We start from the raw sequence: 15,291 nt of genomic DNA, 5'->3' as shown, positions 1-15,291 counted from the left end.
CTAGCGCTTCTTGTTCGTCTTGCGGCGGCGGACGATGTACTTGCTCGAAGCCTTCTTCGGCGAGCGAGTACGACCCTCCTTCTGACCCCACGGGGAGACCGGGTGGCGACCACCGGAGGTCTTGCCCTCACCACCACCGTGCGGGTGGTCAACCGGGTTCATCGCCACACCGCGGACGGTCGGGCGAACGCCCAGCCAGCGCTTACGGCCGGCCTTACCCCAGTTGATGTTGCTCTGCTCGGCGTTGCCGACCTCGCCGACGGTGGCGCGGCAGCGCACGTCGACCAGGCGGATCTCACCGGAAGGCATGCGGAGGTGGGCCATCTGGCCCTCCTTCGCGAGCAGCTGCACGGAGGCACCGGCGGAGCGGGCGAACTTGGCGCCGCCACCGGGACGGAGCTCGATCGCGTGGATCGTGGTACCGACCGGGATGTTGCGCAGCGCCAGGTTGTTGCCCGGCTTGATGTCGGCGCCGGGGCCGTTCTCCACGCGGTCGCCCTGCGAGAGACCCTTCGGCGCGATGATGTAGCGCTTCTCGCCGTCCACGTAGTGGAGCAGCGCGATGCGAGCGGTGCGGTTGGGGTCGTACTCGATGTGAGCGACCTTCGCCGGCACGCCGTCCTTGTCATGACGACGGAAGTCGATCAGACGGTAGGCGCGCTTGTGGCCACCGCCCTGGTGACGGACGGTCACACGACCGGTGTTGTTACGGCCGCCCTTGCTGTGCAGGGGGCGGACCAGCGACTTCTCCGGCGTGGACCGCGTGATCTCGACAAAGTCGGCGACGCTGGAGCCACGACGGCCCGGGGTCGTCGGCTTGTACTTGCGGATACCCATTTCTCAGTCCTCGTCCGATTCCGGACGATCCAGACCGCCCTTAGGCGGTCGGACCGCCGAAGATGTCGATACGGTCGCCCTCGGCGAGGGTCACGATGGCGCGCTTGGTGTCCTTGCGCTTGCCGAAACCGGCCTTGGTGCGCTTGCGCTTGCCCTGGCGGTTGATCGTGTTGACCCCGGTGACCTTGACCGAGAAGACCGCCTCGACGGCCTGCTTGATCTGGGTCTTGTTGGAGCCAGGCGCGACGATGAACGTGTACTTGTTCTCGTCCAGCAGGGCGTAGCTCTTCTCCGAGACAACCGGCTTGACGAGAACGTCGCGCGGGTCCGAGAAGGTCTTGCTGGTGACGACGGCCTCAGTCATCAGGCGTCGCTCCCTTCGGTCTCAGCGGTCTGGGGGCCAGACACGAAGGACTCGAAGGCGGCCTTGGTGAAGACCACGTCGTCGGAGACGATCACGTCGTACGTGTTGAGCTGGCCCGGCTCCAGGATGTGAACCTGGGGCAGGTTGCGGGCGGACAGCCACGCGGCCTCGTCGGCGCGGTCGACGACCAGGAGCAGGTTCTTGCGCTCCGAGATCTTGCCGAACAGCGTCTTGGCGGCCTTGGTGGAGACCTCGCCCTCGACCACGCCGGTGACGACGTGGATACGGGAGTGGTTCGCCCGGTCCGAGAGGGCACCGCGCAGGGCGGCGGCCTTCATCTTCTTCGGGGTCCGCTGCGAGTAGTCACGCGGCACGGGGCCGTGCACGACGCCACCGCCGGCGAACTGCGGCGCACGGGTCGAACCCTGACGGGCGCGGCCGGTGCCCTTCTGGCGGTAAGGCTTCTTGCCACCACCGCGGACTTCGCCACGGGTCTTGGTCTTGTGCGTGCCCTGACGGGCCGCGGCCAGCTGCGCGACGACGACCTGGTGGATCAGCGGGATGCTGATCTTGGCGCCGAAGATCTCCGCGGGGAGCTCGACGGTCCCGGCCTTGTCGCCTGCCGGCGAAAGGATGTCAATGGTGCTCATCGGTTCCTCAAACCCCCTTGGCCGCAGTACGGACCAGGACGAGGCCACCGTTCGGACCGGGGACCGCGCCCTTGATGAGCAGCAGACCCTTCTCCGCGTCAACGGCGTGGACGGTCAGGTTCTGGGTGGTGACCCGCTCGTTGCCCATACGGCCCGCCATGCGGAGGCCCTTGAACACACGGCCCGGGGTGGCGCAGCCACCGATGGAACCGGGGGAGCGGTGCTTGCGCTGGGTGCCGTGACCGGCGCCGAGGCCCTTGAAGTTGTGACGCTTCATGACACCGGCGAAGCCCTTGCCCTTGCTCTTGCCGGTGACGTCAACCTTGACGCCCGACTCGAACACGGCGGCGGTGATCTCCTGGCCGAGCGTGTACTCGCTGGCGTCAGCGGTACGCAGCTCCACCAGGTGGCGGCGCGGGGTGACGTCGGCCTTGGCGAAGTGACCCTTGAGGGGCTTGTTCACCTTGCGAGGGTCGATCTCGCCGAAGGCGATCTGGACCGACTCGTAGCCGTCGATGTCGTTGGTGCGGACCTGGGTGACGACGCAGGGCCCGGCCTTGACGACGGTGACCGGGACAACCCGGTTGTTCTCGTCCCAGACCTGGGTCATGCCGAGCTTCTCGCCCAGGACGCCCTTAATGTTCTTTGCCATCTCGCGCGTCACCTCAGAGCTTGATCTCGATGTCGACGCCCGCCGGCAGGTCGAGGCGCATGAGCGAGTCAACCGTCTTCGGCGTGGGGTCGAGGATGTCGATGAGGCGCTTGTGCGTGCGCATCTCGAAGTGCTCGCGCGAGTCCTTGTACTTGTGCGGCGACTTGATGACGCAGTACACGTTCTTCTCAGTGGGCAGCGGCACCGGGCCTGCGACCGACGCACCAGTGCGGGTCACCGTCTCGACGATCTTCTTCGCCGAGGAGTCGATGACCTCGTGGTCGTAGGCCTTGAGCCGGATGCGGATCTTCTGTCCCGCCATGGCTACTCAGTAGTCCTGTCTCTCGTAACGCTCTGGAACTCGGGGGTTCTCCAGTCCTCCACCTCCGACCCACGCGGTCGGGCGTGTCGCACTCCCTCTACGCAGAAATCCCTAAGGATCTCCCAACCAAGGGGGCGCGGTACCAGAACCGCGAGCCGGGGGCAGAACACCCACCGAGTGCCTGGCCGGCACCCCGCTGACGCTTCCCAGAAGATTCCCGTACGTCCGACCCGAGGGGTCGACGAGTACTGTGGGACTCGCTTCCGGTCCTCCCGACGGGAGGCGCGCAGCATCGGCACTCAACCGAGCAACCCCGATAGTCTGCCATACAGGGCCCTCCCGCCGCCAATCGGGGCGGAAGACTGTACCCCACGTCACGTCGCGGTACACGCAGGGCCATCTCCACCCCCTCGCTCGCACCCCTCGGGACGACGGCCCGCGCGGGAGGCCGCCGCGCGGGCCGCGCCGGTCAGGTGCGGGTGACCGTGCCGCACCCGCCCCGAGCCCGGTCCGGGCGCATCTCCTCGCTGCGGTCGTACGGGTCGACCGCCGGGCCGGAGCCCCGCGGTGCGGCCGCCAGGTCCTCAGTGAACTCCGGGTGGAGGAAGCCGTCCTCCTTCTCCTCGCAGGAGTCGTTGCCGAAGCTCATGTCGTAGCCGACCACCATCACGCGGCCCTCGGTCACCCGGTACCTGGCGGGGTCGTACACACCGAAGGTGACCTGGCGGCGCACGATCGTCCGCGCCACCTCGTCGAAGCCCGGCCGGGTCTTCACCAGGGGGTAGACGAAGGTGTAGTCGGCGACGATCTCCACCTCTCCCGGGCGCTTCCCCTTCCGGACGGTCATCCGTCCCCGGGTCTTCACGACGTCGCCGACCGGGCGCACCCGCTGGGGGTCGAACCGGCTGAACAGCGCGAGCGGGTCGTCCTTCTCCGTGGGCCGCTCCACGGCCCGCGTCATGGCATCGCGCAGCTCCTTCCCCCGGGGATCCATGAGCGCCAGCGCCGCCGCCGGCCTGTCACCGCGAACCGTGGCGGGATCGATGTTGGCCGCGACGAGGAAGGCCTTCGCCTTCTTCAGGGCGGCAGCGATCCGCGCCTCGGACAGACCGTTCGTCGCCTTCGCCCGGGGCAGCTCGATCCCCGCCGCGCCGTCGGCCCACCGCAGGGCCGGCGAGCCCTTGAAGGGGTCCTTCAGCGTGGGCGTGTCGGGGAACGCCTCGCGGGAGGGCGCCGCCGTCGGGCGCGCCGTCTCGGCGGCGAGCGGAGCACTGTCGCGGTCTCCCCCGAGACCGTCCGGCAGCGCGGCCGTGAGCTCGTCGGGCAGCCGGTCGGTCAGCAACTGGGGCCGCACCGCGACCAGCGCGAGCAGCACGACCAGCGCCATGCCGAGGACGGCCTTGATCCGGCGCCTGCGCGCGGCACGGCCGTTCATCTCCTGCCACGCCGGCCCGGTGCGCCACCCCTTCGGCTGTCCGGCCGGCATGCCCCCCGGCCGCCCCTTCCGGATCCGCCACCGCCGGGGCTTCGGCGGAGCGGTGCCCCCGACTCCGTCGCGCTGCGCCGCCTCGACCAGCGCGGCCCAATCCTCGTCGGACACCGACCGTCCCTCGTCCTTCATGATCCCCACCCCTCGCACTCTGTTGCGGACGGAGGATGTCACAGCGCTCGGGGGCCCGAAGCAGCAGGTCGGAGGCGTTGATCGGGTCGTGGTGCGGGGCCGGTGGACCGGGGCCGCGGCGCGCGCCCGCGGGCCCTCGGCACGGGGTGATGATGGAAGGGAACCCGCACGGCGGGAGGCGCGACCCCTCCCCCGCGGGACCGACGTCGGACACGGCAGGTGCCGGGCGCATGCGCACGAGCGACGAGATCTACCACCGGGTGCTGTGGGATCCCCGCTTCGACCCCGAGCGCTTCGTGATGGGGATCGCCGAGCGCGGCGCCGCACCGCAGCGGACGGCCCTGCCCGACTTCGTGCCCGGCGGGGAGATCCCCTGGCACCGGGTGCTGTTCTTCGAGGCGGACGGCGAGCTCGTCTGGGACCGGGCCACGGGCACGGACCGGATCGACGAGTCGGTCGCCGGGAGGACCACGGGGCCGCACGCCGCGGGCCGGGCGCGTCCGGCGGCCGCGACCGCGTCCGGGGCGACCGTCCTGGCCGTACCGCCGACACCCCGCACGGCACTGGCGTGGATCCCGCCGCACCGGCTCTGGCCGCCGATCCAGCACATCCGGCACGCGCACGACCGCCAGATCCACCGCTGGCCCCCGCACGTCAACGTCGTCTTCGGCTTCGTCCCCGAGTCCGACTTCGCCCGGGCGGCACCGCTGGTGTCCGCCGCGGCGGCCGAGGCGGTGCCGTTCACGGCCCGGCTGGAGGGCGTGCACTGGTTCCGGCACCGGGAGGACGCCACGGTCTGGCTCGACCCGGCCGCGGCGGGCGAGGAGCCGTGGGCGCTGCTGAGGCGCGCCCTGGAGACCCGTTTCCCCCTGTGCGGCGACGACTCCCGGGGCTACACCCCGCACCTGTCCCTCGGCCGCACCCGCGACCCGCACGCGCTGACGTCCACGTCCGAGGCGCTGCTCGCGCCGATGACGGCCCGGGTGGCCGAACTCGCCGTCCTCTCGCGCCGCGCCGACGGCCCGATGCGCGTCCGGGCGACCGTACGGCTGGGCAGCGGCGAGCTGCGCTGGACGGCCGCCTGAGCACCCCGCCGGCGGGGACGCAACCCCGGGTGTCGAGAATCCGTCTGACAGGGCGCGGATCACGGCTTGGGCCATGGCATCCGCCGCTTCCAGGAACCAGCACGCAGCACGGGGGAACGACACACGTGGACGCCAGAGACGCCGGACCCGCGCCGGATCCCGACCTCCCCCGTCCTCGGCTCCGCCGCCGCAGCGTCGTCGCCGCCGCCCTCGGGGGTGCCGCCCTGGCGACACCGGCACTCGCCGGCTGCTCCGTGCCCGCGCCCCGCCGGACCGGACCGACCGCGGATCCCGCGCCCGGGATGCCGATCGCCGCCTCACGGCGCGCGCAGCTGCTGCAGATCGCCGCGCACCCGGACGACGACCTGTACTTCATGAACCCCGACACCCAGCGCCTGCTCGACGCCGCTGTCCCGCTGGTCTCCGTGTACGTCACCGCGGGCGAGCACACCGGCCGGAACCGGATCGCCGGGATGCCGAGCCGCCCGGACGACAAGGCCGCCTACTCCTCCGCACGCCACCAGGGCCTCCGGCAGGCCTACGCCACGCTGCTCGGTCTCGACCGGTTCGCGCCCTGGCGGAAGGACGTCGTCACCCTCCGGGGCGGCCGGCGGGCCGAGATCGACACCCTCACCCATCGCGGCCGCCGGGTGGAACTGGTCTTCCTGAACCTGCCCATGCACACCCCGCGCCGGTACATGGCCCTGCCCGCCCTGTGGCACGACCGCGCCCTGGAGCTGCGCACCCAGCTCGCGGCGGACTCCCCCGTCGACCGCTCGGAGAGCTACGACCACGAGGGGCTGACCGACGTGCTCGTCGGCCTCCTGGAGCGGTACCGGCCGACGATCGTGCAGACCCTGGACCCGGACCCGGACATCCAGCACAGCGACGAGGCGACCCGCAGGCGGGACAGCGAGCAGCCGGGCTACTCCGACCACGGCGACCACACCGCGACGGCCTGCTTCTCCTGGGCCGCGCTGATCCGCTGGGTCGCGGAGGGGACCGGCCGGCCGGCCGCGGACGGCGGGGCCGTACCGGCCTTCGCCGTGACCGCCTTCCGCGGCTACTACAACCGCCACTGGCCCAAGAACCTCCCGCCGCAGGTCCTGAAGGAGAAGGCCGGACATCTCGTCCCGTACGGCGGCGATCCCGGCTGGGACTGCGGCAACCCCTCCGGCTGCGGCGACTACGGGGTGGGCGGCGACCGGCCCCTCACCAACAAGAAGGGCTGGGTCCGGTCCACCCACCACCGCTACCCCGGGCCGGGCCCGGCCGTGGCCGAACGGCCCGACGGCCGGCTCGACGCGTACGGGGTGCTCGGGCTGCGCGCGGTCCGCTGGCGGGAGACCGGGCGGGGCAGCGGGCAGTGGGGTGCGCCGGAGGACCTCGGCGGCGGCCCGCTCGCCCCCGTGCTCGGCTCGACGGCGCTCTCCGACGGCCGGATGCTCCTCTTCGGTCTCCGGTTCGCCGCCCTCGGCGGGCACGGCGGCCCGAACCGGCGGGAGGTCGTCCTCCTGGAACAGCGCTCCCCCGGCGGTCCGTTCCTCGCCTGGCGCGGGCTCGGAGGTCCGGAGCGCGGCGACGACCGCGGGCGCCGGACCGGGGTCCCGGTGGCCGTGACGGCGCCCGACGGCCGGGTGCACGTGTTCGTGCGGAACGCGGACCGGGGGGTGTCGACGCGGGTGCGGGACACCGGCGGCGGCTGGGGCCCGTGGCGGGCCCTCCCCGGTGACGCGGAGGTGCAGGACGGCCTCACCGCGGTCGTGGACGCCGCCGGGCGGGTGCGGGTCCTCGCGGCCGGCGGCACGGCCGTCCACCAGTGGATCGACGGTGTGCCGGGCGATCCGTCGCCGCTCGCGGCGGATCCGGTGGCCGCGCTGCCGGTCCCGGGCACGGACGGCATCGAGGTGTTCCACCGCGGCCCCGCCGCCGGGCGGCTGCTGTCGACGGCCGGCACCGACCCGGACTTCGAGGGGTACGGCGCGGTCGCCGTCGCCCCGGGCCCGACGTTCCTCGGCCGTGACCTGCGCGGGCGGATGCAGCTGCGGCACGGCGGGCGGCTGCACGTCCGTACGCAGGGCGTGGCGCCGGTCGGGAACGCGACGCTCCGGGGCACGACGGCGGTCGGTCTGGGCGCGGACGCGCACCCGTGGCTGTGGCGGCCGGCGGGAACGACGGAGGCCCGCCTCCCCTGAGGGGAGACGGGCCCCGACGTGGCCTGGGATCAGGTCACTTGACGTAGTAACCGGTGATGTCGGCGAGCAGGTCGACCGTGCCGGCCCGGTTGTAGAACACCACCTTGCCGTCCGCACCGACGGGGACGACGACCAGGTTCGGGATCGTCAGACCGGCGGTGAAGTTCAGGTTCGAGGCGCTCGACCGGGTCGTGCCGCTCGGGTAGACCGACACGAAGCTGGTCGCCGTCGGGGACGTCGCCGTCACGTTGAGGACGACGGCCGTGACACCGGCGGCCGGGACGCCGTTGGCGCCCGTCACCTGGAGCGTCACGGTCCCGCCCGCGCCGACCTTGGCCTTCGGGACACCGAGGCCGGAGCGGGTGTCCATCAGCCGCAGCGGACCGAGGTTGATGTGGGACGCCCCGGCCGTGTCGGAGGTGAAGTACCCGGTGACGTCGGCGAGCAGGTCGACCGTGCCGGCGCGGTTGTAGAAGCTGACCTTGCCGTTCGCGCCGACCGGGACGACCACCAGGTTCGGGATCGTCTGGCCCGCGGTGAAGTTCAGGTTCGAGGCGCTCGACCGGGTCGTGCCGCTCGGGTAGACCGACACGAAGCTGGTCGCCGTCGGGGACGTCGCCGTCACGTTGAGGACGACGGCCGTGACGCCGTCGGCCGGGACGCCGTTGGCGCCCGTGACCTGGAGGTCGACGACGCCGGAGGCGCCCACCTTGCCCTTGGCGACACCGGTGCCGTCGCGGGTGTCCATCAGCCGCAGCGGACCGAGGTTGGTGTGCGTGGAGCCGCTGGTGTCCTTGACGTAGTAGCCCGTGATGTCGGCGAGCAGGTCGACCGTGCCGGCGTGGTTGTAGAAGCGGACCTTGCCGTCCACCACCGGGACGACCACCAGGTTCGGGATCGTCTTGCCGGCCGTGAAGTTCAGGTTCGAGGCGGCCGTGCGGTCGGTGCCGTTGGGGTACGCGGAGACGAAGCTGGTCGCCGTCGCGTTCGTCGCGGTCACGTTGAGGACGACCGCGCCGACGCCCGTCGCCGGGACGCCGTTGGCGCCGGTGACCTGGAGCACCACCTCACCGCCGGGGCCGACCTTGGCCTTCGGCACACCGAAGCCGGAGCGGGTGTCCATCAGCCGGGTGGGCGTGACGGGCTTGAAGGTCTTCGGGCCCGGGACGGTCACGGCGACCGACGCCGAGGTCGACACCTTGCCGGAGGTGTGCGTGGCGCGGACGGCCACGGTGTGGGCGCCGTAGCCGCTCACCGTCGTGGCGGCGCTGCGGGCGGCGGGGCCCGGGGTGGCGACGACCTGGCCGTCGACGAGGACCTCGAACTTGTTGATCAGCGCGTTCGTGGTGCTGGTGGACCAGTTCACCGTGACCGGACCGGGCGTCTCGTAGCCGGTGCCGGCCCGGGTCGCCGCGCCGCCGAGCGAGTCGACCTTCAGACCGGCGACGGAGCCGGTGGCGTAGGAGCGGATGGTCGGCAGCTGCGGGTACAGCATGGTGCCCGGGCACTGGGTGTTGAAGCCGTTGCGGTGACCCGAGATCGCCGCGAAGGGGTACACCTGGTTCAGGGTGAACGTCTGCCCGAAGAAGTTCGTCTGGGTGACGCCCGCGGTGAGCTGCGCGGTGCTGTTCGGGTCGACGCCGTACTGGCCGAGCTTGTACGCGGCCACGCGCGAGGCGGAGACCAGCGCGGCGCTCGACGCGGCCTGGTTCGTGTAGTCACCGATGACCGCGACGCTCGTCGACTCGGAGTTCCAGCCGTAGGTGTGCGCGCCCAGGACGGGCTGGTCGACGCCGCCCTTGCGGCCCTCGAAGATCGTGCCGCACTTGTCGACGAGGAAGTTGTAGCCGATGTCGCGCCACTTCTCGACGTCCACGTGGTAGTCGAGGATGCTGCGGACGACACTGGCCGAGGCCGAGCACTCGTACGCGGCGCTCGTCGTGTGGTGGACGAAGATCGCCTTGATCTTGCCGCCGATGAGGTACTGGGCCGGCTCGGGCGTCTTGTCCTCGATCGCCTGCCCGCCCCACTGGGCGCGGCTGACGATCGTGGGCTGCGGAGCGGTCGAGGCCGGACCGGGCACGCTCGGCGGCGTGGTCGGCGGGTCGACGACCGCGAAGGCCGCCGGCTCGGCGTTCAGCTCGCCGCTGTCCTTGGCCGCGGATCCCGCGCCGCCCGGGTCGATCATGTTGAGCTTGAGTCCCGCGGGCAGCACGCCGGCCGCGGCACCGTCGCTGACGCGCACCTCGGCGCCGTCGGAGGCACCGACCCACACCGGCTCGGTGGAGCCGGGGGCACCGGCACGCCGGCCGTCCATGCCGGCCGGGTGCGGCTCCAGCTCGACCCAGTCGGACCACTCGCCGGTCTCGACGCTGCGGGTGCGGGCCTCGATCGTGCCCTTGACCTTCTCGTCGGGGTTCGTCCAGCTGACGCCGAGCAGACCGAACGGCTCGGTGGTCCGCTGCGTGAGGACGGCTTCGCCCTTGCCCTTGTCGGTCAGCGCGAGCTTGTGCAGCTCGCTCCTGCCCTTGCCGCCGTGTGCGGCCTTGCTGCTGTACACCCCCGGCGTCGCGGCCTTCGCCCCGTCGTCCCCGGTGCCGAAGACGGCACCGTTCGCCGCGGCCTGGATACCCAGGACCGCGAGGACGCCCACGGCGGTCCCCAGCGCTGTGCGACGCACCCGCGTCGCCGTCGTCGTACGTCGTGCTCGACGTCCCGATCTCAAGTTGTCTCCACCCCTTGATGGACATGACACAGTCAACCGGGTGGATGCTACTGGCAACTACTGTCACGGGCGCCACTGGGGTCACAACTGTCACACGAGATCACCGGAACAGACGAGGGCCCCCGTCCCGCCGCGAACGGCGGGCCGGGGGCCCTCTGATGACGCTCCGTCAGGAGCGGCACAGGTCAGACGATCGACAATTACTTGTTGATCTTGACGACCTGGCCGGCGCCCACGGTCCGGCCACCCTCACGGATGGCGAACTTGAGGCCCTCCTCCATGGCGACGGGCTGGATCAGCTCGACGGTCATGGAGGTGTTGTCGCCCGGCATGACCATCTCGGTGCCCTCGGGGAGGGTCACGACGCCGGTCACGTCCGTGGTACGGAAGTAGAACTGCGGGCGGTAGTTGTTGAAGAAGGGGGTGTGACGGCCACCCTCGTCCTTCGACAGGATGTAGGCCTGGGCCTCGAAGCTCGTGTGCGGCGTGACCGAACCCGGCTTGATGATGACCTGGCCGCGCTCGACGTCCTCGCGCTTGATGCCACGGAGGAGCAGACCGACGTTCTCACCGGCCTGGCCCTCGTCGAGCAGCTTGCGGAACATCTCGATGCCGGTGACCGTGGTGGTGACCTTCTCGGTCTTGATACCGACGATGTCGACGGTCTCGTTGACCTTGAGGACACCACGCTCGATACGACCGGTGACGACGGTGCCACGACCGGTGATCGTGAAGACGTCCTCGATCGGCATCAGGAACGGCTTGTCGACGTCACGCTCGGGCTGCGGGATCGCCTCGTCGACGGCGGCCATCAGGTTCAGGACCGACTGGCCCCACTCCTTGTCGCCCTCGAGCGCCTTGAGCGCCGAGACCTTGACGACCGGCAGGTCGTCGCCCGGGAACTCGTACTCGGAGAGGAGCTCACGGACCTCGAGCTCGACGAGCTCCAGGATCTCCTCGTCGTCCACCATGTCGGCCTTGTTCAGGGCGACGACGATGTACGGAACGCCGACCTGGCGGGCCAGGAGCACGTGCTCCTTGGTCTGCGGCATCGGGCCGTCGGTGGCGGCGACCACGAGGATGGCGCCGTCCATCTGCGCGGCACCCGTGATCATGTTCTTGATGTAGTCAGCGTGACCCGGGCAGTCGACGTGCGCGTAGTGACGCGACTCCGTCTGGTACTCGACGTGCGCAATCGAGATCGTGATACCGCGCTGGCGCTCCTCGGGAGCCTTGTCGATCTGGTCGAAGGCCGAGGCCTCGTTCAGGTCCGGGTACGCGTCGTGCAGCACCTTGGTAATGGCGGCCGTGAGGGTCGTCTTACCGTGGTCAATGTGACCGATGGTGCCGATGTTGACGTGCGGCTTAGTCCGCTCGAACTTCGCCTTCGCCACTGGGTCCTCCTGTGGAGTGGTTCTGTACGCCTTGCTTCATCGGCGCCAGGTGATCTTTGCTGGGATGCCATGCGCCGGGGCCCGATTCCCTCGGGTTACGGGGGCTGAGCCCCGGCGACTGGTGTCAAGCCTAAAGCGTGAACTCGGGAGAGTTACTCGCCCTTGGCCTTCGCGATGATCTCCTCGGCGACGTTCCGCGGAACCTCGGCGTAGGAGTCGAACTGCATCGAGTAGCTTGCGCGACCCGAGGTCTTGCTGCGGAGGTCTCCGACGTAGCCGAACATCTCCGAGAGGGGCACGAGGCCCTTCACGACGCGAGCGCCGCTGCGCTCCTCCATGGCCTGGATCTGGCCACGGCGGGAGTTGATGTCGCCGATGACCTCACCCATGTAGTCCTCGGGCGTGACGACCTCAACGGCCATCATCGGCTCAAGGATGACGGGGGAAGCCTTGCGCGCGGCCTCCTTGAAGGCCTGCGAACCGGCGATCTTGAACGCGAGCTCGGAGGAGTCGACCTCGTGGTAGGCACCGTCGAGAAGGATGACGCGGACGCCAGTCATCTCGTAGCCGGCCAGGATGCCGAACTGCATGGCCTCCTGCGCACCCGCGTCGACCGAAGGGATGTACTCCTTCGGGATGCGGCCACCGGTGACCTTGTTCACGAACTCGTACGAGGCGTCGCCGCCCTCGATGGGCTCGATCGCGATCTGCACCTTGGCGAACTGACCGGTACCACCGGTCTGCTTCTTGTGGGTGAAGTCCACGCGCTCGACGGCCTTGCGGATCGTCTCGCGGTACGCGACCTGCGGCTTGCCGACGTTCGCCTCGACCTTGAACTCGCGACGCATACGGTCGACGAGGATGTCGAGGTGAAGCTCGCCCATACCACCGATGATGGTCTGGCCGGTCTCCTCGTCAGAGTGAACCTGGAAGGAGGGGTCCTCCTCCGCGAGACGCTGGATGGCGACACCCAGCTTCTCCTGGTCACCCTTGGACTTGGGCTCGATGGCGACCTGGATGACCGGCGCCGGGAAGTCCATGGACTCCAGGATGACCGGGTTCTTGTCGTCGCACAGCGTCTCACCGGTGGTGGTCTGCTTGAGGCCCATGACGGCGACGATGTCGCCGGCGCCCACCGAGTCGATCTCCTCACGCTTGTTCGCGTGCATGCGGTAGATCTTGCCGATGCGCTCCTTCTTGCCCTTGACGGAGTTCAGCACCGCGGTGCCGGCCTCAAGGCGACCGGAGTAGATCCGGACGAAGGTGAGCTTGCCGAGGTGCGGGTCGCTCGCGATCTTGAACGCGAGGGCCGACAGCGGCTCGTCGTCGGACGGCTTGCGCTTGACGACCAGCTCCGCGTCCTTGACGTCGTGGCCCTCGATGGCCTCGACGTCCAGGGGGGAGGGGAGGTAGCGCACGACCGCGTCGAGCAGGGGCTGGACGCCCTTGTTCTTGAACGCGGTGCCACAGAAGACGGGGGTGATCGTCTTCTCGCCGCCACCCTTGCCGGAGGCAATGGTGATACGACGGATCGCGGCGTACAGCTGCTCCTCGGTGGGCTCCTGGCCCTCGAGGAAGAGCTCCATGATCTCTTCGTCGTTCTCGGCGACGGTCTCGACGAGCTTGCCGCGCCATTCCTCGGCGGTCTCGGTGTGCGAGGCCGGGATGTCGACGATGTCGTACATCTCGCCCTTGGTCGCTTCCGCGGACCACACCAGGGCCTTCATGCGGACGAGGTCCACGACACCCTGGAAGTCGGCCTCGGCACCGATCGGCAGCTGCATGACGATCGGGACGGCGCCGAGGCGGTCCACGATCATGTCCACGCAGCGGTGGAACTCGGCGCCCGTACGGTCGAGCTTGTTGACGAAGCAGATACGCGGCACGCCGTAGCGGTCCGCCTGACGCCAGACAGTCTCGGACTGGGGCTCGACACCGGCGACGCCGTCGAACACCGTCACCGCACCGTCGAGCACGCGGAGCGAACGCTCCACCTCGACGGTGAAGTCGACGTGGCCCGGCGTGTCGATGATGTTGATCGTGTGGTCAACGTCTTCCAGCGGCCAGTGGCAGGTCGTCGCGGCAGACGTGATCGTGATGCCGCGCTCCTGCTCCTGCTCCATCCAGTCCATCGTGGCAGCGCCGTCGTGGACTTCACCGATCTTGTAGGAGACGCCGGTGTAGAACAGGATCCGCTCGGTGGTGGTCGTCTTGCCCGCGTCGATGTGGGCCATGATCCCGATGTTGCGGACCTTGGCCAGGTCAAGCGAAGTGGTAGCCATAAGGCTTCAGTCTTCTCTCGGTCTCGATGTGGGGTGCGACTACCAGCGGTAGTGCGCGAAGGCCTTGTTGGACTCGGCCATCTTGTGCGTGTCCTCGCGCTTCTTGACCGAAGCACCGAGGCCGTTGGAGGCGTCGAGGAGCTCGTTCATGAGGCGCTCGGTCATGGTCTTCTCGCGACGGGCGCGGGAGTAGCCCACGAGCCAGCGGAGCGCGAGCGTGGAGGCGCGACCGGGCTTGACCTCGATCGGCACCTGGTAGGTGGCGCCACCGACACGGCGGGACTTGACCTCGAGAGACGGCTTCACGTTCTCGAGGGCGCGCTTCAGCGTGATGACCGGGTCGTTGCCGGTCTTCTCGCGGAGGCCTTCCATGGCACCGTAGACGATGCGCTCGGCGGTGGAACGCTTGCCGTCCAGCAGGATCTTGTTGATCAGCGAGGTGACAAGAGGAGAGCTGTAGACCGGGTCGATGATGACCGGGCGCTTCGGGGCGGGGCCCTTACGAGGCATTCTTACTTCTCCTTCTTGGCGCCGTAGCGGCTGCGAGCCTGCTTACGGTTCTTGACGCCCTGCGTGTCGAGGGAACCGCGGATGATCTTGTAGCGAACACCCGGCAGGTCCTTCACGCGGCCACCGCGGACGAGCACGATGGAGTGCTCCTGCAGGTTGTGGCCCTCACCCGGGATGTAGGCCGTGACCTCGATGCCCGAGGTCAGACGCACACGCGCGACCTTACGGAGGGCCGAGTTCGGCTTCTTCGGGGTGGTCGTGAACACACGCGTGCAGACGCCACGACGCTGAGGGGAACCCTCGAGTGCGGGCGTCTTGTTCTTCTCGACCTTGTCCTGCCGGCCCTTCCGGACCAGCTGCTGGATCGTAGGCACTACTTCTCCGGTTTCTGTGTGCCGTCGGTGAAACTAACCTGGAACGTCGCCGACCCACGCGGTCGGGTGTGTCGAATACTGCGGACTTCCGCCGGGGCGGAAAAGGCGCAGATTGCGGTGGCCGTTCTCGGACTCGCCTTGCGGTTGAGGACACGCACGCGAGCCCAGGCACACCCCAGGCACAAGGTCTGAGCGTACCTATCGCATGGACTCCGGTCAAAACAAATGCCCACGCGCACCGGGACCCGGCCGACGTGGGAGAACGAATCCGGGKCACCCC

General features: G+C 69.7%; 12 protein-coding genes and 1 pseudogene. 2 read left to right on the top strand and 11 right to left on the bottom strand.

From position 1 onward, the window contains the following. The 6 genes from rplB to EAO71_RS28790 form a co-directional block, all read right to left on the bottom strand. A complete protein-coding gene (gene rplB / locus EAO71_RS28815; RefSeq protein WP_147980753.1) occupies nucleotides 1-837 on the bottom strand; it encodes a 50S ribosomal protein L2 in 837 nt (278 codons plus the stop codon). 40 nt (nucleotides 838-877) lie between these two features. After that, nucleotides 878-1,201: a 50S ribosomal protein L23 gene (gene rplW, locus EAO71_RS28810; RefSeq protein WP_147980752.1), complete on the bottom strand. Its 324-nt coding sequence runs from the start codon at nucleotides 1,199-1,201 to the stop codon at nucleotides 878-880. Beyond that, the gene (gene rplD / locus EAO71_RS28805; protein WP_147980751.1) at nucleotides 1,201-1,851 is read right to left on the bottom strand and encodes a 50S ribosomal protein L4; all 651 of its coding nucleotides are present in this window, start codon (nucleotides 1,849-1,851) and stop codon (nucleotides 1,201-1,203) included. Before rplD ends, rplW begins: the two co-directional genes overlap by 1 nt. Nucleotides 1,852-1,858: 7 nt before the next feature. Then, nucleotides 1,859-2,503 (bottom strand): 50S ribosomal protein L3, encoded by a 645-nt coding sequence (rplC, locus tag EAO71_RS28800; RefSeq protein WP_147980750.1) that lies wholly within the window; start codon nucleotides 2,501-2,503, stop codon nucleotides 1,859-1,861. 13 nt (nucleotides 2,504-2,516) lie between these two features. Next, entirely contained in the window at nucleotides 2,517-2,825 is a 309-nt protein-coding gene (gene rpsJ, locus EAO71_RS28795) for a 30S ribosomal protein S10 (protein ID WP_003948644.1), read from the bottom strand. 469 nt (nucleotides 2,826-3,294) lie between these two features. After that, nucleotides 3,295-4,446, bottom strand: a complete 1,152-nt coding sequence (locus tag EAO71_RS28790) for a hypothetical protein (RefSeq protein WP_147981310.1) — start codon at nucleotides 4,444-4,446, stop codon at nucleotides 3,295-3,297. 230 nt (nucleotides 4,447-4,676) lie between these two features. Here EAO71_RS28790 and EAO71_RS28785 point away from each other — a divergent pair. Together EAO71_RS28785 and EAO71_RS28780 are read left to right on the top strand one after the other, a co-directional pair. Beyond that, nucleotides 4,677-5,519 (top strand): annotated as a pseudogene (locus EAO71_RS28785) (RNA repair domain-containing protein); the annotation flags it as partial. Nucleotides 5,520-5,656: 137 nt separating this feature from the next. Then, nucleotides 5,657-7,726 (top strand): PIG-L family deacetylase, encoded by a 2,070-nt coding sequence (locus EAO71_RS28780; protein WP_147980748.1) that lies wholly within the window; start codon nucleotides 5,657-5,659, stop codon nucleotides 7,724-7,726. Between the two features lie 34 nt (nucleotides 7,727-7,760). Here EAO71_RS28780 and EAO71_RS28775 read toward each other — a convergent pair whose 3' ends face one another. The 5 genes from EAO71_RS28775 to rpsL form a co-directional block, all read right to left on the bottom strand. Further along, nucleotides 7,761-10,406: an N-acetylmuramoyl-L-alanine amidase gene (locus tag EAO71_RS28775; protein WP_147980747.1), complete on the bottom strand. Its 2,646-nt coding sequence runs from the start codon at nucleotides 10,404-10,406 to the stop codon at nucleotides 7,761-7,763. Between the two features lie 245 nt (nucleotides 10,407-10,651). Continuing rightward, the gene (tuf, locus tag EAO71_RS28770) at nucleotides 10,652-11,845 is read right to left on the bottom strand and encodes an elongation factor Tu (RefSeq protein ID WP_147980746.1); all 1,194 of its coding nucleotides are present in this window, start codon (nucleotides 11,843-11,845) and stop codon (nucleotides 10,652-10,654) included. 152 nt (nucleotides 11,846-11,997) lie between these two features. Next, nucleotides 11,998-14,127 carry an elongation factor G gene (fusA, locus tag EAO71_RS28765; RefSeq protein ID WP_147980745.1) on the bottom strand — a complete coding sequence of 710 codons (2,130 nt, stop codon included), beginning with the start codon at nucleotides 14,125-14,127 and terminating at the stop codon, nucleotides 11,998-12,000. A 39-nt stretch (nucleotides 14,128-14,166) separates the two neighbouring features. Further along, nucleotides 14,167-14,637 carry a 30S ribosomal protein S7 gene (gene rpsG, locus EAO71_RS28760; protein WP_003966970.1) on the bottom strand — a complete coding sequence of 157 codons (471 nt, stop codon included), beginning with the start codon at nucleotides 14,635-14,637 and terminating at the stop codon, nucleotides 14,167-14,169. A gap of 2 nt (nucleotides 14,638-14,639) precedes the next feature. Then, nucleotides 14,640-15,011, bottom strand: coding sequence for a 30S ribosomal protein S12 (gene rpsL / locus EAO71_RS28755; RefSeq protein ID WP_003948652.1), 372 nt, complete (start codon nucleotides 15,009-15,011; stop codon nucleotides 14,640-14,642). Nucleotides 15,012-15,291: the final 280 nt, after the last annotated feature.

Source organism: Streptomyces sp. MS191 (assembly GCF_008042125.1).
GTDB lineage: Bacteria > Actinomycetota > Actinomycetes > Streptomycetales > Streptomycetaceae > Streptomyces.
Note: the sequence above shows the minus strand (reverse complement) of the source record. Positions and strands in the feature narration are given on the sequence as shown.